The 18069-nt window shown below is 37.7% G+C and carries 15 protein-coding genes and 1 pseudogene; 1 reads left to right on the plus strand and 15 read right to left on the minus strand.

The window, feature by feature from the left end; all coding sequences use genetic code 11:
• Nucleotides 1-1567 precede the first annotated feature (1567 nt).
• The 14 genes from ABNX05_RS26405 to nusB all read right to left on the minus strand — a co-directional run bounded on the left by ABNX05_RS26405 (nucleotide 1568) and on the right by nusB (nucleotide 15556).
• On the minus strand, nucleotides 1568-1702 hold the full coding sequence (locus ABNX05_RS26405) for a site-specific integrase (RefSeq protein ID WP_432760151.1): 135 nt from the start codon (nucleotides 1700-1702) through the stop codon (nucleotides 1568-1570).
• A gap of 206 nt (nucleotides 1703-1908) precedes the next feature.
• Nucleotides 1909-2223 (minus strand): site-specific integrase, encoded by a 315-nt coding sequence (locus ABNX05_RS15770; protein ID WP_349660589.1) that lies wholly within the window; start codon nucleotides 2221-2223, stop codon nucleotides 1909-1911.
• A 166-nt stretch (nucleotides 2224-2389) separates the two neighbouring features.
• A complete protein-coding gene (gene spo0A, locus ABNX05_RS15775; RefSeq protein WP_079561794.1) occupies nucleotides 2390-3181 on the minus strand; it encodes a sporulation transcription factor Spo0A in 792 nt (263 codons plus the stop codon).
• A gap of 334 nt (nucleotides 3182-3515) precedes the next feature.
• Nucleotides 3516-4463 (minus strand): SpoIVB peptidase S55 domain-containing protein, encoded by a 948-nt coding sequence (locus ABNX05_RS15780; RefSeq protein ID WP_349660590.1) that lies wholly within the window; start codon nucleotides 4461-4463, stop codon nucleotides 3516-3518.
• 121 nt (nucleotides 4464-4584) lie between these two features.
• A complete protein-coding gene (recN, locus tag ABNX05_RS15785) occupies nucleotides 4585-6276 on the minus strand; it encodes a DNA repair protein RecN (RefSeq protein WP_349660591.1) in 1692 nt (563 codons plus the stop codon).
• A 35-nt stretch (nucleotides 6277-6311) separates the two neighbouring features.
• Complete coding sequence (gene ahrC / locus ABNX05_RS15790; protein ID WP_079561797.1) at nucleotides 6312-6761, minus strand: transcriptional regulator AhrC/ArgR; 450 nt, start codon at nucleotides 6759-6761, stop codon at nucleotides 6312-6314.
• Between the two features lie 100 nt (nucleotides 6762-6861).
• Nucleotides 6862-7680, minus strand: a complete 819-nt coding sequence (locus ABNX05_RS15795; protein ID WP_349660592.1) for a TlyA family RNA methyltransferase — start codon at nucleotides 7678-7680, stop codon at nucleotides 6862-6864.
• Nucleotides 7680-9581, minus strand: a complete 1902-nt coding sequence (gene dxs / locus ABNX05_RS15800) for a 1-deoxy-D-xylulose-5-phosphate synthase (RefSeq protein ID WP_349660593.1) — start codon at nucleotides 9579-9581, stop codon at nucleotides 7680-7682. Before dxs ends, ABNX05_RS15795 begins: the two co-directional genes overlap by 1 nt.
• A gap of 164 nt (nucleotides 9582-9745) precedes the next feature.
• Nucleotides 9746-10627, minus strand: coding sequence for a polyprenyl synthetase family protein (locus ABNX05_RS15805; protein WP_349660594.1), 882 nt, complete (start codon nucleotides 10625-10627; stop codon nucleotides 9746-9748).
• A 3-nt stretch (nucleotides 10628-10630) separates the two neighbouring features.
• Entirely contained in the window at nucleotides 10631-10864 is a 234-nt protein-coding gene (xseB, locus tag ABNX05_RS15810) for an exodeoxyribonuclease VII small subunit (protein WP_079561801.1), read from the minus strand.
• Nucleotides 10865-10866: 2 nt separating this feature from the next.
• Complete coding sequence (gene xseA / locus ABNX05_RS15815) at nucleotides 10867-12219, minus strand: exodeoxyribonuclease VII large subunit (protein ID WP_349660595.1); 1353 nt, start codon at nucleotides 12217-12219, stop codon at nucleotides 10867-10869.
• A gap of 1096 nt (nucleotides 12220-13315) precedes the next feature.
• The gene (locus tag ABNX05_RS15820) at nucleotides 13316-14131 is read right to left on the minus strand and encodes an undecaprenyl-diphosphate phosphatase (RefSeq protein ID WP_349660596.1); all 816 of its coding nucleotides are present in this window, start codon (nucleotides 14129-14131) and stop codon (nucleotides 13316-13318) included.
• Nucleotides 14132-14275: 144 nt separating this feature from the next.
• Nucleotides 14276-15142, minus strand: a complete 867-nt coding sequence (folD, locus tag ABNX05_RS15825) for a bifunctional methylenetetrahydrofolate dehydrogenase/methenyltetrahydrofolate cyclohydrolase FolD (RefSeq protein ID WP_079561804.1) — start codon at nucleotides 15140-15142, stop codon at nucleotides 14276-14278.
• A 33-nt stretch (nucleotides 15143-15175) separates the two neighbouring features.
• The gene (gene nusB / locus ABNX05_RS15830; protein ID WP_053483714.1) at nucleotides 15176-15556 is read right to left on the minus strand and encodes a transcription antitermination factor NusB; all 381 of its coding nucleotides are present in this window, start codon (nucleotides 15554-15556) and stop codon (nucleotides 15176-15178) included.
• Nucleotides 15557-16237: 681 nt separating this feature from the next.
• Between nusB and ABNX05_RS15840 the strand changes: the two genes are divergently transcribed.
• A complete protein-coding gene (locus ABNX05_RS15840) occupies nucleotides 16238-17407 on the plus strand; it encodes an MFS transporter (RefSeq protein ID WP_349660598.1) in 1170 nt (389 codons plus the stop codon).
• 163 nt (nucleotides 17408-17570) lie between these two features.
• Here the strand turns inward: ABNX05_RS15840 and ABNX05_RS15845 are convergent.
• Nucleotides 17571-18069: pseudogene (locus tag ABNX05_RS15845) on the minus strand (transposase); the annotation flags it as partial.

Below are 18069 nucleotides of genomic sequence, written 5' to 3' on the forward strand. Positions count from 1 at the left end.
CTTCTACTGAAGTAAGGGTACTTATTCTAGTTATCAGATCTCTGAATTAACAACTATATCCGTCTGACTGAATTGTCTTTGTGGTCATGCAGTACATTATTTGGAAATCTATAACATAGAACTCCGTTCTACTAATGTGTTCAATCAATAAATATTTCCATGAAAGTAAACTAAGGCGCAAGCCAGTCATAGTTTTTTCTTTACCCCTATTTATTTCTTTAAATAGTTTCTTTCTTTAAACTTGTCAGAATGTGTTCCAATTAAGCATATATTTTAGACCTCCTTATCTAAAAAATGTTCCGGATTGGCACATTTCATATAGGATAGGGTCTAATTACTGTACAAAATTGGCACAACATTTATATAACTGTATTTACATACTTATATCAAATTTTTTTACGCCCACCCAAACACGGAGCCTAGTAAGTATCAACATCTCGTTGAAAAAGCGCTGCATTATCTCAATAAATCTATAAATAGACTTCAAGAACAAGACCCTTCATATTTCCTTGAACCTCTTTCCTAGAATCCTTATACTTCTGCCCCCAGTAGTTCCTGTAAGCCGTCCGCTTATAAATACTTATCCCTCTATTGGGCAGGAACTCTAACTTTTTAGTATATGATGTGTTCTTCGTTCCCGTAGCCACTCAAAATTCCGCTCCTGATCTTTAACGATGGCATTCAAAGCGAAACAAGGTACGCTTACATAGAGTACTAACGATAATTAAATCGGCTATCGTTCAAACCTGTCAAGTTTTAGTTTGAGAATATGTTACTAGGCTTCCACGTTCGACTACCGAAAATAAGCACACTTAAATAGCCTAGACGTTGATTTATTTCGAATAGGCTGTAAAATAGCGTTACATTGGTTTGTATGCTATCGCTTTACGGTAGTCATATTCAGTTAAAAGCCGTTAGTGTTCGCACACTAACAGCTTTTTTCTACGCAATTTCTCACTTCGTCACTAGGACAACAGGAGAACGCACTAAGCCTAATGCCTGTTTATACTCGCTTAGTCGAGTTTTCTAAACAGTTTTTTCCTGTTCTTCATCTACATCAATCTTGATTGCCCAAGCTTTTCACATCATTTAAGACCCTTTTTCTGACCACCTTTAGATACAATTAGTGTCAACATTCCCCTGCGCTGTTGCAAATCATTGAACCCTTCAAAATTCTGTGGTACTGAAAAAAATCTTTGTAGTTTATCATTCTTATTTTCTCTTTTTTTTCCTATTCTTTTCCGTCCCCTAAAAGTCTAAATTATTTTGTAGACTGAAATTGTTATTTTTTATCTATCTCATTTTCAAATCTAGACTAGCTCTCATTGTCGTTTCTACACTTCTATGACCTAAAATTCTACTCAATCTTACAAATTTTCTCTTTCCTTCAATGATGAAATAAGTTATTTCGTATTAAACTTGGATAAACAGATAAACCAACACTTAAATCTTTCCTCCCTACTATCTTCAAAATATTTACATCTACTCTAGTTCCTCTGCTTGTTGGAAATAAAAATGGCGAATCTGAATTATCTGTCTAGTTGTTGCATCCAACATCTTAAATTGACTAACGTTTTATGCCCCGAAGTACATAACGTTGATGTCCATTCTTGACATTTTTGACAAGAATAGAATTTATTTTGAAATCTATATCCTCGGCCATTAAAGAACAACACTCATTAGCCTTAAGCCCCGTATCCAAAATTAATCCTTAATTGAATCCAAGTCCTGTACTCATGAAATTTTGTAAGATTGAAACCTAGAATTAATTTAGTTTTCTCAGGGGGAAGTAGTTGTTTTGCTTACGCTTTGGTTTAATCTGCTCGACTGTTTCCATTGGATTAACCGTTTTTTCTCGTTCAGTTTTCAAAAAGTTAAAGAATACTTTCATCTTCCTTGTATAATTGGCTATTGTAGTGTCCGAGATTGGCTTTTGATAATCTTCCCCACTTCTGGATAGTTATTGTTTAATACCTCGTCAGAGGAAGAAACAGTGTACTTTCCACGCTCTCTCAAATATTTGATATATTGTCGAACATGAGATGATTTTATCTTCGCTGCATCCTCAATTTTGAATTCTTGTATCATGTAATTTCTGAATAGCGTTAATGTCTGTTCATAACTTTTCATTGTTTTTGGTGAAAGATGTTTAGCGTCACAATACAACATAAAGGAATCCAACTGTAAATCAAACTCTGTGACTGATCTATCTTTTTTACGCAAAAAAACACACCTCCATCATTTGAATTTTCGTAAACTCAATAAATGAATGTGCGTTAAAATTTATCCGCTTAATATTTAGTTATTTAAAGGTTCAAAAAGTGATTTATCGGTGAATAAATCTATAATATATCAACTATAAGTCCTGTAATCTTTTGTGGCTTTAACCTTAACTCGCCATCATATCAATACGAATCTTGTCAGCGATCATGGCGATGAATTCGCTATTTGTCGGTTTAGATTTTAAATGATGTACCGTATAACCAAACATCGACGAAATTGATTCATAATTACCACGATTCCATGCGACTTCAATGGCATGACGAATCGCACGTTCAACTCGTGATGGCGTTGTATTGAATTTTTTAGCAATTTCTGGATATAAAATTTTCGTCACAGATCCTAATAACTCGATATCTTCGAATACCATCTGAATAGCTTCTCTCAAATAAGAGTAACCTTTTATATGTGCAGGAACGCCAATTTCTTTAATAATGGCCGTAATCGTGCTATCTAATTGATGTTGATTTAATTTTTGAGGTGCCGTCGGTTGTAAAACACTTGTCTTTTTAGGAAGTGTTGCTTTCTGTCCAGCACAATGTAAGATTTTTTGAACCAATTGATCAAATTCAAATGGCTTTAGCATGAAATAGGATGCACCTAAGTCTACAGCTTGTTTCATCACATCTTCTTGACCAAATGCGGTTAACATTATAACTTGAATTGATGACATTTGTTCATTTTGATACATCGACTCTAAAACAGCTAACCCATCAAGATGTGGCATAATAATATCTAGCAGCAAAATATCTGGTGTGAATTCCTCAAGCATTTGTAAACAAACTTTCCCATTTGAAGCAGTTGCAATGATTTCAATTTCTGGATGTCCTTGAAAATACTGCTCCATCGTTTTTAATAACTCACGATTATCATCTGCAATCGCTACTTTAACCTTTGTCATTTAAAATTCCTCCTTCTGAACTGTGTTTCGAATATCCCGTTACCTACCCCAATGCATTTTTTTGCACACTGTGGAATTTTCGACATTTTTGTTTTAAAAACCTTTTCAATTTCCAAAAATGAGTATGTAGTCCGATACTTTCTTTTAATATCGACAAGTTATGATAAATAACTGACAAAGCTTCGAATGCTTATACCATTTATTTTAGTGAAAAAATGGAGATAAAACTACAGTTTTTTTTAAGTATCGCTAATCGCTTCATAAATAAACGAAATACATGGTGAACAATATATTTTCATGAAAGAATGGAGCCACCTTTTGGCAGCTCCTTCGTTTAAGATGATTTTTTTAACATTTCCGCTACAGTTATTGCTGCTCCTTTTTTCGGCTCCTCCACAAACATATGCGTAACCGCTCCTACAAAACGACCGTCTTGAATGATAGGACTGCCACTCATTCCCTGCAAAATACCACCTGTTTTTTCAATGAGCTTTTTGTCAGTGACTATGAATTCAAGGCGTTCATTTTCAACCTTTGTAATTTCAATTGAAAAAGTTTCCACCTTACTGCCTTTGATCGCCGTATAGATTTCTGCTTTTCCTGCTTTTATATCCTTTTCATGCATAATTTCAATTGCTTTAGGCAAACTTTGTTGATAACCGTCTTCCCAACGGCCAAAAATCCCATAAACTGTATTTTTATCTATACTTCCTAATCGATCCTGATGTTTTTCAATGGAGGATATTTTATAGCCAGGTTGGCCAGGTATACTTTTACGAATTTGTTGAATCGAAGCTAAAAAAATGGAGCCAGCATGGAAATTAGGGGCTTCTTGTAAGGTTGAATCAACGATTTGGTGGCCTAACGCACCGTAATTTTTTGTCTCTGGATCAATGTATGTCAATGTTCCTACTCCATCTGTTTCATCTTTTAGAAAGGAAATAACATGTTCAGCTTCTTGCTCCTGTAACTCAAGTGTCACTTCTTTTCCTTCATTTTTTATCGTCCATTTCTGTTGTCCTTGTCGAGCAACAGCTTTTTTGGCATCTGCAAGTGTTTTTACTGTAATATCATTTATTTTTTCAATTACAGCGCCTCCTTTCATCCACTGATTGGAAGCTAATAGCACATCATGTGCTACAAATACATGTGATAGCTGAAGTTGAATACCAATTGCTTCGCCCATCGGAATTAGCTTTTTTGCGGCAAAAGCCTTTACGGGCATGAATAATAAAACGATGAGCATAGGCAAAATGACAAATTGACGCCAACGACGATACATACGACACCTCCTTTTTATTTTTGTCTTTATACTATGTGTTGTTGTGGCGTTCTTATAAGCGGTAAATATTTGCGCTAAAAGAAAAAAACCAGAAACAACGAGCTGTTTCTGGATTCTTTTGCTATCTCATTTGTTTTTTCCGTTCATTCGCCATTTTTAAGAGCTCTGTTGCGTGCTGCAAAGTTAAATCTGTAATTTCCGCTCCAGATATCATGCGACTGACTTCTTCGATACGAGCATTCGTATCTATTTCCAGCAATGACGTAAATGTTCGATCATGCTCGACTTCTTTTTTAATAAAATAATGATGATCAGCCATCGCAGCTACTTGTGGTAAATGCGAAATACATAAAACTTGAGAGTTAATGGATACTGCTGCAATTTTTTCTGCGATTGCTTGCGCTACGCGACCACTTACACCTGTATCTACCTCATCAAAAATAATAGATGTGATGCCATTTGACGATGAGAAAATCGTCTTTAACGCAAGCATCATACGCGATAATTCTCCACCAGAAGCAATTTTCGGCAAAGATTTTGGCGGCTCGCCTACATTCGTAGAAATATAAAAAATTACTTGGTCTTTTCCGTTTGCATCAAAGAAAGGTAATTCATCAAAATTAACAATAAATTTTGCTTTTTCCATATGTAATTCACGCAGTTCGGCCATAATAGCTTCACTTAAATTATGTGCAGCTTCTTTTCGAACAGTAGAAAGTTCTGCAGCAAGCTCCTCAAGTACCGTTTCCATTTCCAGCACTTTTCTTTCTTTCACTTGCAAAATTTCGTCTCGATTTAAAAGCTCATTTAGCTCTGTTTTAATTTTATCGTAATACGCTAAAATCTCTTCAACTGTTGAGCCATATTTGCGCTTCAAATTTTGTAATAACGCTAAACGTTGCTCAACCTCATTTAAGCGAGCGGGATCAAATTCTAATTCGTCCAACACATTTTTAACCTGATACGCAGCATCTTGTAACGCATAAAATGCAGTAGTAACAGATTCGGATGCCTCTTTAAATTGTTCGTCAATAGTGGCAGCATCCTCTAAGGCTCCCATTGCATTACCAATCCAGTCAAGGCCTTTCGATTCACCTTGAATGGCTTCATAAGCTGCACTGGAGCGTTCAAAAATTTTATTGAAATTCATTAGACGACGGCGTTCATCAAGAAGCTCATCTTCCTCGCCAAGCTTTAAATTGGCATCCTCCAGCTCTTTCATTTGGAATTGATACAAATCAATACGTTGCGCCATTAACTGCTCATCAATCGAAATCGAAGCTAATTCTTTTTTTAGTGAACGATATTCATCATATTGAGAACTGTATGCCTCTTGAATTGGTGTAAGTTGTTCCTCGGCAAAATGATCAAGTAAAGAGATATGCTGCTTCTCATCCATTAATTCTTGATTTTCATGCTGACCATGAATATCGATAAGGCTAGCCCCAATATCTCGTAAAACAGATAATGGCACAAGTTTACCGTTTACTCGACAAACACTTTTTCCAGAATCATTTAAATCACGGCGTAAAATAATGGTATCTTCTTCAATTTCAATGCCTGCCTCTTCAAGTTTCTTATGAACTGGATGCCCAGAACTTGAAATTTGAAATAAACCACCTAATTCTGCCTTTTTGGCTCCATGACGAATAAATTCGGTATTTCCTCGTCCGCCAGCAAGTAAATGCACTGCATCGATAATAATGGATTTTCCTGCTCCTGTTTCACCTGTTAAAACAGTTAAACCACCTGAAAAACTAACAGTTAAATCCTCGATGATGGCAAAGTTTCTTATACTTAGCTCTCTTAACACAAAATGTCACCTCTGTATCAAATTACCCTGCTATTTTATAGCATTTCTAATAAGCGATTTTTAGTATTTTCACGCTCATCTTCATTACGACAAATAATTAAAATAGTATCGTCTCCAGAAATAGTCCCTAAAATTTCAGGCCAATCTAAATGGTCAAGTAATGATGCAATAGCATTGGCATTACCAGGAAGAGCCTTCATAACTAAAAAGTGTGATGCTCCGTCAATGCTGACAAAAGCATCAGCTAATGCACGATGTAATTTTTGTATAGGATTGAAGCGTTGGTCTGCGGGTAGGCTATATTTATAGCGTCCATCTTGTAAAGGTACTTTAACAAGATGAAGTTCTTTAATATCACGTGATACTGTTGCTTGTGTCACATTATAGCCTGCATCTTTTAAAAAATCGACTAAATCATCTTGTGTTTCGATTTCATGATTGGCAATAATGTCCCGAATTCGTATATGTCGTTGTCCTTTGTTCATCTCGGTCACCTCTTATAAATAGTTGAATATTTGTATATTTACACTACCATTTTAAGCATAAAAGCACAAGAAAAAACACGGCTCTGTAAACGAGCACGTGTTATTTTAGTGCACTATGCGCTTCTTCAACGAGTGTATTAAAAGCTGTATATGAAGAGACATCTTCATCACCAATAGGATTCACTAAATGGAATAAAAATTCAATATTCCCCTCGCCTCCTGTAATTGGTGAAAACGAAGCATCCTTAACGACAAAGCCAACCTCTGTCGCCATTGCAGCTGTCTTTTCTAAAACTTCTAAATGTACTTTTTTATCACGAACAATACCTTTTTTACCGACATTCTCTTTCCCAGCTTCAAACTGAGGTTTTACAAGTGCCATTACATCGCCACCTGGCATTAACAACGTTTTTAAGACCGGTAAAATAAGTGATAATGAAATAAAGCTGACATCAATTGTTGCAAAGTCTGGTAAGCCCTCTGTTAAATCTGGCGCTGTCGTATAACGGAAATTTGTTTTCTCCATGACAGTTACACGTTCATCAGAACGGATTCTCCACGCTAGTTGGTTGGAACCAACGTCCAGTGCATAGCAATGTCTTGCACCATTTTGTAATGCACAATCGGTAAATCCTCCTGTAGAGGAGCCAATATCTAGCATTAGCTTCCCCTCTACAGACATATCAAAAATTTGTAGCGCTTTTTCTAGCTTCAAGCCACCACGGCTAACATATTTTAAATCAGAGCCTTTTACTTGTAGCGGTGCATCAATAGCGATTTTTTCCCCCGCCTTATCGATGCGAATTTCATTAGAAAAAACAAGCCCTGCCATAATAGAGCGCTTTGCTTTTTCTCGCGTTTCGCAAAGCCCACGCTCTACAAGTAAAATGTCTACACGTTCTTTTGGATGTTTTGTCATTATTTATTCAAACCTACTTGCTGTTTTTGTTGAAGTAACACATGCATTCGTGCCACTGTATCTTCAGCCGTCATATGAATTTCAGCGAGAAGCTGGTCTACATTACCATGCTCAATAAAATGATCCGGTATACCCATACGATCGATCAGTGCACTTAAATAGCCATGGTCATGGGCAAATTCTAATATACCACTACCAAAACCACCTTGTAGAACCGCCTCTTCAATCGTTAATATTGGTTTACGGCTTGATAATATACGATGAAGCATATCCTCATCCATTGGTTTTATGAAACGAGCATTGACTACTTCTATCTCTACACCTTGCTGTGCTAAAATACCGGCTGCTTTCATTGCCATTGGAATCGTCGTACCAAAGGTTAAGATCGTAGCATCCTTACCTTCACGCAACACTTCCCAGCTACCAATTGGTAACCTCTTAAGCTCATCGTCTAACGGAACGCCTATCCCATTACCTCGTGGATAACGTAACGCAATTGGACCGCCATCATATTCAATGGCTGTTTTCACCATATGTTGACCTTCATTTTCATCTTTTGGCATCATAATTGTCATATTTGGAATATGACGAAGGAATGCAATATCAAATACGCCTTGATGGGTTTCACCGTCTGCGCCAACTAAGCCTGCACGGTCAATTCCTATAAAGACATTTAAATTTGGACGTGCGATATCATGTAGTACTTGATCATAGGCACGTTGAAGGAATGTTGAGTAAATGGCTAAAAATGGTTTCATTTTTTGCGTCGCTAGACCTGCTGCCATCGTGGCTGCATGTTGCTCGGCAATCCCCACATCAAAGAAACGCTCTGGGAAATCCTTTTGGATACCTTGTAGTTTCGAGCCCACCGGCATTGCAGGTGTAATTGTGACAATTCGTTTATCCTCATGAGCAATTTTGCGAACAGTCTCTGCAACCAAACTACTCCAAGCTGGACCTTTCGCCTCTGATTTTACAAAGGCACCGTTTTCAATTTTATATGGACCTGTCCCATGCCAATTACCGATTGTATCATCTTCAGCTGGTTTATAACCTTTGCCCTTTTTCGTAATCACATGAACGAGCACTGGACCTTTTACTTTTTTAGCTTGTGATAAAGTTGCCTCAAGAGCTTCGAAATCATGCCCGTCAATCGGTCCTAGATATTTAAAGCCTAACTCCTCAAAGAACACACCTGATACCACTAAATATTTTAAGCTATCCTTTAAGCGTTCAGCAGTTGAAGCAAGCTTACCGCCTAGCACAGGAATCTTATTCATAAGTGATTCCAGTTCTTCTTTTGCTTTTGAATATTCCTTGGCTGTACGAAGACGTCCCAGTACATTGTGTAACGCCCCGACATTTGGAGCGATCGACATTTCATTATCGTTTAAAATGACAATCATATTCGTTTCAGCATGACCGATATGGTTTAATGCCTCTAGTGCCATACCGCCTGTTAAAGCTCCATCACCAATAATTGGTATCACGAAGTTCTTTTCATTTTTAATATCACGTGCTGCTGCCATACCCATAGCTGCTGACAAAGATGTCGAGCTATGCCCAGTCTCCCACTCATCATGTTCACTCTCCACATGCTTTGGAAAACCACAAAGTCCTTTGAACTGACGTAATGTATCAAATTGACTTGCACGACCTGTCAAAATTTTGTGCACGTAAGCTTGGTGGCCAACATCCCATAAAAACTTATCTTGTGGACTGTCAAACATTTTATGGAGCATAATCGTTAGCTCCACAACACCTAGGTTCGGTCCGATATGACCACCTGTGACAGAACATTTTTCAATTAAGAAGGCACGAATTTCTTGCGCAAGTCGCTCAAGCGCCTTCTTATCTAAGTTTTTTAAAAAGGCTGGACTAGTTATCTTATTTAAATCCACCTTTCTCACACACCTTTTCAATAAATTATTCACCGTAATTGTGTTTCCACCATTATAACAGTGTTATCAATATGCTAAAAGTACGAACACTTTATTGTTTGCACATTGGCAAACGCCCTCACCTATTCTAGCATACTCTATGCCTTTAACGCCTCGTTTTTATCCTAGTTTTTACGATGAACAATGTAGGCTGCAAAATCACGTAATAAGCTGGCATCCACTTGCAATTTATCTAGTGCGTTATTGGCATGCTGATAATGCTCAGCAAGCTTTTCCTTTGCCCCATCTAAAGTTAGCAGAGCTGGGTATGTGCTTTTATCACTTGCTACATCTTTACCTGCAGTTTTTCCTAGTTCTTCTGTAGTTCCCTCAATATCTAAAATATCGTCTTGGATTTGGAAGGCAAGGCCGATATGATGTGCATATTCTTTTAAAGTTTCGCGCTCTTTTTGCGATACATCAGCTAACACCGCTCCCGCTTCAATACTAAATCGTAATAAAGCACCCGTTTTATTAATATGGACATGCTCAAGCTCAGCTATGTTCAGCTGACGTTTTTCACCTTCTATATCGAGTACTTGACCCCCAACCATACCTTCTGCACCAGCTGCTTCACTTAACAGACTGACAAGTTCAATTCGTTTTTCTGCTGATACATCCATGCGTGCTAAAATGCCAAACGCAAGTGTATTCAATGCATCACCCGCAAGCGTCGCTAATGCATCGCCATAAACTTTATGGTTTGTCGGCTTACCTCGACGGAAATCGTCATTATCCATACTTGGTAAATCATCATGGATTAACGAATACGTATGGATGATTTCAATGACTGATCCTACAGTTAAACCATGCATTAAATTTTGTTTGTATAGTTCAAGAACAGCCAAAACGAAAAGAGGGCGAATACGTTTACCTCCAGCTTTTAATGAATAAAGCATTGACTCTTTTAAATTGGCTGGTGCGTCAATTTTCTCAACTAGTGCAAACATTTCAGCTTCAACTTGTGGTATGTTGCTTTCAATAAAATGCTTTAATTGCTCGTTCATTTCTTAGTTCTCTCCCTTTAGTGGATCAAATGCTGTCGTTTCACCTGTCTCTTGGACAATTGAAATTAACTGCTCTTCAGCATTTTGTAGCTTGCTATGGCAAAATTGCGAAAGCTCCATGCCTTGTTTATATAAATCAATCGCATTTTCTAGCGGCACATCACCTTGCTCTAGCTGACGGACAATTTCCTCTAGTGCCGTCATTGCTTCTGCGAAAGTTTGTTGTTTCTCTGCCACAATTATTCCCCCTCATTTTTAGGCAAGATCTTTACCACATCAGCAATTACCTTTCCATCATGGAAAGAAAGTGTTAATTGATCCTGTACCTTAACATCAGCTGCTGATTTCAACATTTGTTGATCTTTATAAGCTACCGTAAAGCCCCTTGTTAAAATGGAAAGCGGATTCAATGCTTCTAAAGTTCTGACGGTTGCCTCAAATTGTTGTTTTTGCTTCGTTACATAATGCGTTGTAGCACGAGTTAATTGTTGGACATGAGCTTCTAGCTCTCGTTGATGGAAAGCTAATGCTTTTTTCGGTGAGTGCTGCTCTACTGCACTACGTAATTGTTGAAACTGCGCTGTTTTCTTCATTAAATCGACCTGCATTGCTTTTTGCAATCCCGACTCAAGTTGTGCTAACCTTTCCGTAAATGGTCGATATAGACGTTCTGGCATTGACAGCGGATAAGCCTGTTGGAGCTTATTTAGACGTTGCCGTTCTGCAATAAGTTGCGCTCTTACAATTTGGTGGAGCTGTGATTTTTGTGTAAGTACCCGCTGAAATAAATCCTGTTGATCAGGTACAGCCATCTCAGCCGCTGCTGTTGGTGTTGGTGCACGCAAATCAGCTACATAATCTGCTATAGTTGTATCTGTTTCATGACCTACTGCACTTATAATAGGGATACGACTTTCAAAAATCGCTCTTGCAACAACTTCCTCATTAAATGCCCATAAATCCTCAATCGATCCACCGCCCCGCCCAACAATCAGTACATCGCAACTCGCATCCATATTTGCGCTCTCAATATTGCGAACAATATTTGGCGCTGCTTGTGCTCCTTGTACAAGGGTAGGATAAATAAAAATTTCAGCAAGTGGATAACGTCTCTTTAATGTTGTACAGATATCTCGAATGGCTGCACCTGTTGTAGACGTTAAAACACCGATTTTTTCAGGAAATCTTGGAATTGGTTGTTTCCACTCAGGTTTAAAAAGCCCTTCTTTTTGTAACTGCTCTTTCAGCTGGTTAAAGGCAACAAACAAGCTACCGATTCCATCTGGTTGCATTTCCTGTACATATAGTTGATATGTACCGTAGCCTTCGTAAACGTTTACATCCCCACGAATAAATACTTGCATACCTTCCTTAGGTTCAAACGCCAACTTTCCGGCCGCTGATTTAAACATTGTAGCCGCAATCCGTGCTCCATCATCTTTTAATGTAAAGTAAATATGCCCCGATTGATGAATCTTGACATTGGATAGCTCTCCCTTTACATAGACTTCACGTAAATGCGGATCAGCATCAAATTTCCGTTTAATATATTTTGTTAATGCTTTTACAGTTAAATAAGAAGCAGATGTCATTTTTCCGGCTCCTTTACTAAAATCAAGTTTTTCACAAAACTACACCTATCATAACATTTTTTATTGTGCCTGACGTGCCAAAATGCAGTTTCGCTTGAAAAAACGACCGTCTTTCATAGAATTGAAAACCTTACTATAACATATCTTAAGACCTCGTATTAGATAAAGTATGTTTTTTCGACGAAATGTGCGGTGGAGTAGCGTTTTGACTGAGTGCTTTGCTGGGAGAGCAGATAGAAGAGACGAAGTGGCAGATTGAGCTACGAGAATGGCGGATTGAAACGCCAGAATGACGGTTAGAAGACGGAGCGAGGTGGAAAATGCAGCTTGGACGACGGATGGATCTGACGGAGCGACGGATAAAACAAGTGAAGTGATGGATTGAACCGCCAAAACGACGGTATGAAGGAGAAATGACGGATGGATCTGCTGGAGCGACAGATAAAACAAGTGAAGTGACGGATTGAACCGCCAGAACGACGGTATGAAAGCGAAACGACGGATGGATCTGCTGGAGCGACGGATAAAACAAGTGAAGTGACGGATTGAACCGACAGAACGACGGTATGAAGGAGAAACGACGGATGGATCTGCTGGAGCGACGGATGAAACAAGTGAAGTGATGGATTGAACCGACAGAACGACGGTATGAAAGCGAAACGACGGATGGATCTGACGGAGCGACGGATAAAACAAGTGAAGTGATGGATTGAACCAACGGAGCGACGGTATGAAAGCGAAACGACGGATGGATTTGACGGAGCGACGGATAAAACAAACCAAGTGATGGATTAAACCGCCAGAACGACGGTATGAAAGCGAAACGACGGATGGACCTGCCGGAGCGACGGATAAAACAAGTTAAGTGACGGATTGAACCGACGAAGCGACGGTATGAAGGAGAAACGACGGATGGATCTGCTGGAGCGACGGATAAAACAAGACAAGTGACGGATTGAAACCCCAGAGCGACGGTATGAAAATGAAGCGACGGATTGAATCGTCGAAATGATGGATAGAAGTCGAATACCTACCATTTTATTTTCTCAACAAACAAGAAAGCCTCACAACTAATTAAAGTTATGAGGCTTTTAAATTAATAAAATATTAAAAGGAGCGTACCTACAAGAAAGCAATAATATGTAAAGTAGCTAAGCTTCCCACTTTTCATGATTCCCATAAACCAACGCATTGCAAAATAGGTCATAAATAATGTCGCTATAAATGTCGCAGCATAAGGAATTGCTAATGCACTTTTATTTGGCTCATCTAAAAAATCAGAAATCCCAAGGACAACCCCACCAAGACTTACAGGAATATAAAGCATGAAGGAAAATCGTAAAGCGGTTTCCTGTTTCATACCAACTGCAATGGCTGAAATAATCGTTGCTCCTGAACGACTAATACCAGGTGTTAATGCTACAGCTTGACCAAGACCTACGATGATGGCGTCTTTCGTAGTCAAATCCGCATCTCTTTTCGTACCACGCATATTACGGATTAGCCATAAGGCAATACCTGTCACAAAAAGCATAAGCGCAATCGTTGTCATACTAACATTATCCGCAATAACATCACTTAATAAAACACCTAAAATGCCCGCTGGAATAGAACCGATCACAATAAATATGGAAAAACGGAAATCCGCTTTATAACGATTCTCTCCCGTTTTAAGATAAAGGAAAAAATTTGTGATGAGTCGGATAATATCCTCTCGATAAATATAGACAATAGCTAGTAAAGAAGCTGTGTTCGTTAAAATAGCAAAAGTAAATCCTTGCTCACCAAGACCAAGAATTTCACTTGCAATCATAACATGACCGCTTGATGATACAGGAATTGGCTCAGTAAATCCTTGGACAAGACCGATAATAATATGTTTGATAATCAGTATTAAATCTATGTTTTCCATAAAAACCTCCCTATTCATATGTATGACCCAAACGTTATATTAGACGTTAAAAACAACGTGAAAGTTCTCGAAATACTTAATCAAACAAAAAAAAGCTAACTCAATTTAAAATTGAGATAGCTTTTTATAGAGAGTCATTCAAAATTATAGCTTAACTATATGTTCAAGCTTATTTTCTGCAGCTTGAACTGTGTTGAATAGTAACATCGTAATTGTCATTGGTCCTACACCGCCTGGTACAGGTGTTATATGAGACGCAATTCCATCAACCTCATTGAAGTTTACGTCACCGCAAAGCTTGTTGTTTTCATCACGATTGATTCCAACATCTATAACAACTGCGCCTTCTTTAACATGCTCTTTTGTAATAAAGTTCGCACGTCCAACTGCCGCAATTAAAATATCTGCTTGTTTAGTGAACGAAGGTAAATTTGGTGTTTTGGAATGCGTATATGTCACAGTTGCATCCTTTTGTAGTAGAAGTTGTCCCATTGGTTTCCCAACGATATGACTACGCCCTACGATGACCGCATGCTTTCCTGCTATTTCGATTCCTGAAAATTCAAGAAGCTTCATTACGCCAAACGGTGTACAAGGCAAAAATGTTTCTTGGCCAAGCATCATTTTCCCAACACTTACCGGTGAGAAGCCATCAACGTCTTTTTCAACAGCAATTGTGGCAATAACAATATCCTCATCAATATGTTTTGGGAGTGGTAATTGTACTAAAATACCATGAATATCTTCACGATTATTTAATAATTCAATTTGTGCTAATAATGATTCTTGTGTAGTTTCTTCTGGTAGTTTGATTAGCTCTGAGAACATACCGATGGCTTCACAAGATTTTTGCTTATTTCTCACATATGTAGCCGAGGCTTGGTTGTCTCCTACTAAAACAACCGCTAAGCCTGGTGTTAATCCTTGCTCTTTTAAACGCGTTACTCGCTCTGCTACTGAATTACGAATTTCTTGACCAATTTCTTTACCATTAATAATTGCACTTGACATAGACCTTAGTTACTCCTTCCAATTCAACACATGTTATTGTTCTGTAAATTTAGAAAGTACGCCATTAACAAATTTAGACGAACCATCGTCGCCAAATGTTTTGCATAACTCGATTGCTTCATTAAGTACTACTCTTTTTGGTGTTTCTGGCATGTATAAAATCTCATATACAGCTAGACGTAAAACCGTTCTTTCAATTTTAGGTAAACGGGCAAGCGACCACTTTTCAAGATGCTGTTCTAAAGCAGCATCGATTTCCTCCAAATGTTCAACTGTTCCAGTAACAATCTTTTCATAGAAGACGTTTGTTGGTTGGCCTTTAATATGACCCATTGCTTCTTCTACTGTTAGATCGGTATTGTCTAGCTGAAACAAAACTTGCAACGCTTTTTCGCGTGCTTCATGTCGTTTCATGTAAAGCTCTCCTTCTTAAGTGGCATTAAGGTTTATAATAGCATAAATTCGTAAGAGAAACACAAATTCAAGCAAGTTTTAAATAATCTGATACCTTTTTCAAGCAAGTTTTTGCTTATTTTAACACCCTGCAATTAACTTTACTAAGAAATATATTGAAATTTAAAATCAACCTTTATTATTTACATACCAAGAATGTTATAATTAAGGAAATTAATTATCATCTTTTGAGGTGTTCATTATGCAATATGAAGTTACATGTATAAGTTGCAAAAGAACTTTCAAGTTATATGAAGGCGAGGAACAGTATAAACAATTCAAAGAATGCAAATCACACCTATTTTACTGCGATAATTGTAAACATAAAATTCGTTTTGATGCGATAAGAAACTTCTTTAGCTCTTACTAGTAAAGGCATTTTATGAATAAACTTAGAGAAATAACTATGCAGGCTTCATTAACATCGGAGCGTGAAAGAATTATAAAACACTTTGTATAACCGCGAACGAATACTTCCACACTATAAAAATTAATTAAGTATAGGTAATTGCGTCCGGAACCGGCTGAAAGAAGTTAAAACAAATCTTTTGACCCTATAGTTACTATAGGGTTTATTGTATTACGTGGAAATATTCTAGTAGATTTTGATTCATGTATCGTGAAAGATTGAAGGAGAACAGTATGAATAAGAAACAACTTTTAACCTTAAGTATTTTATTATCGAATTTATTCATTGCCTTTTTAGGTATTGGTTTAGTAATACCTGTGCTACCAACACTCATGAATGAGCTGAAAATTTCAGGCTCTGTCGTTGGTTATATGGTGGCCGCATTTGCTATCACTCAACTTATCGTCTCACCAATTTCTGGTAAAATGGTGGATAACATTGGCCGTAAAATTATGATCGTTGCGGGTCTATTTATATTCGGTTTTTCAGAGCTGTTATTTGGTCTTGGACGCTCAGTTGAAATACTCTTTATCTCTCGTATGTTAGGTGGTATCAGTGCTGCTTTCATCATGCCTGCGGTAACTGCATATATCGCTGATATTACAACCTTGTCACAACGTCCAAAGGCTTTGGGTTATATGAGTGCAGCGATTAGTACTGGCTTCATTATCGGTCCTGGTATCGGTGGATTTTTGGCTGAATTCGGAACGCGCATACCATTTTATGCTGCTGGTATACTTGGATTTATAGCAGGGCTCTTGTCATTTATTTTACTAAAAGAACCGACACGTGCTGATGATGATGAACAGTCTGCACCATCAATTTTAGGCAGTGTGAAGCGTATTTTCAGCCCATTATACCTTATTCCATTCGTGCTTATTTTCGTACTATCATTTGGTTTAGCTGCATTTGAATCGTTATTTAGTCTATTTGTGGATCATAAATTCGCATTTACGCCTTCAGATATTGCGATTATTATTACGGGAAGCGGAGTAGTTGGGGCTCTTGCTCAGCTAGTATTATTCGATTGGCTGACAAAGAAAATGGGCGAGATTAATCTTATCCGTTATTCACTTGTCCTATCTGCTGTTTTAACATTTGCTATGACATTCGTAAGCCACTATTTCGCAATATTATTTGTCACATTCTTTATTTTCGTCGGCTTCGATTTAATTCGTCCTGCTGTTACCTCTTATTTATCTAAAATTGCTGGTAATGAACAAGGATTCGTTGGTGGCATGAACTCTATGTTTACAAGTCTAGGAAATATATTCGGCCCTATTTTAGGTGGGGTACTATTCGATATCAATTTGAACTATCCGTATTACTTTGCAACAATTGTTTTAACACTCGGCGTTATCCTTGCTTTGTTCTGGAGAAAGCCAAAGCATATAGAAATATAATAAAGTAGCTATACTAATCACTGCTGAACAATTTCCGTGAAAAACGTAAAAAAGAAGAGGCTGGGACATAACTAGCTTCAATTAGTGAGAAATCCGAATTTGAATTCATTCAAATTCGGATTTCTCTATTTTTTATGTAGTCTCCATATAGCTCTTAGCTAATGGCCGTGAATTTTCTTAAATTCACGGCCATTAATGCGAGGCCCATCTCGTTTTCAACCTTCGATTTTCCTCGTACAGAAAATCGAGTGAAACGCAAATTAGCCTTCAAGAATCCAAAAACTGGTTCCACGTCAATTTTGCGTTGACGATAAATGGTACTCGTTTTTTCTTCTGAAAGCTTTGCTCTCACATATTCTTTTTGTTGTTCCCACTTCTCATTCACCATTAACTTACGATTATTTCCTTCTTTTGCTTTTGTACATAATGAACGGAGGGGGCATCCGGAACAGTCTTCACATTCGTATACCTTAAACTCACGCGTGAAATCATACTTATCCGTTTTCGTAGTACGATATTTAAATACAAGCTGTTGTTGGTTTGGGCAAGTGTATCGATCATGTTCTTTATCATAATCCCAGTTCACTGTATTGAATTCGTTTTGCTTATGCTTTTTCTTCTGTTCTTTTAAATACATATTGTACGTGATTAAGGCTTCTCTC

The sequence above is a fragment of the Lysinibacillus zambalensis genome (genome assembly GCF_040183165.1).
GTDB classification, from domain to species: Bacteria; Bacillota; Bacilli; order Bacillales_A; family Planococcaceae; genus Lysinibacillus; species Lysinibacillus zambalensis.

Bases quoted from the DNA above. Each gene is read 5' to 3' on its own strand.
- ABNX05_RS15780 (WP_349660590.1), bottom strand. From the start codon at position 4,463: ATGTATCGTCGTTGGCGTCAATTTGTCATTTTGCCTATGCTCATCGTT.
- ABNX05_RS15805 (WP_349660594.1), bottom strand. From the start codon at position 10,627: ATGAACGAGCAATTAAAGCATTTTATTGAAAGCAACATACCACAAGTT.
- ABNX05_RS15820 (WP_349660596.1), bottom strand. From the start codon at position 14,131: ATGGAAAACATAGATTTAATACTGATTATCAAACATATTATTATCGGT.
- ahrC (WP_079561797.1), bottom strand. From the start codon at position 6,761: ATGAACAAAGGACAACGACATATACGAATTCGGGACATTATTGCCAAT.
- ABNX05_RS15840 (WP_349660598.1), top strand. From the start codon at position 16,238: ATGAATAAGAAACAACTTTTAACCTTAAGTATTTTATTATCGAATTTA.
- spo0A (WP_079561794.1), bottom strand. From the start codon at position 3,181: ATGACAAAGGTTAAAGTAGCGATTGCAGATGATAATCGTGAGTTATTA.
- folD (WP_079561804.1), bottom strand. From the start codon at position 15,142: ATGTCAAGTGCAATTATTAATGGTAAAGAAATTGGTCAAGAAATTCGT.
- nusB (WP_053483714.1), bottom strand. From the start codon at position 15,556: ATGAAACGACATGAAGCACGCGAAAAAGCGTTGCAAGTTTTGTTTCAG.
- ABNX05_RS15795 (WP_349660592.1), bottom strand. From the start codon at position 7,680: ATGACAAAACATCCAAAAGAACGTGTAGACATTTTACTTGTAGAGCGT.
- xseA (WP_349660595.1), bottom strand. From the start codon at position 12,219: ATGACATCTGCTTCTTATTTAACTGTAAAAGCATTAACAAAATATATT.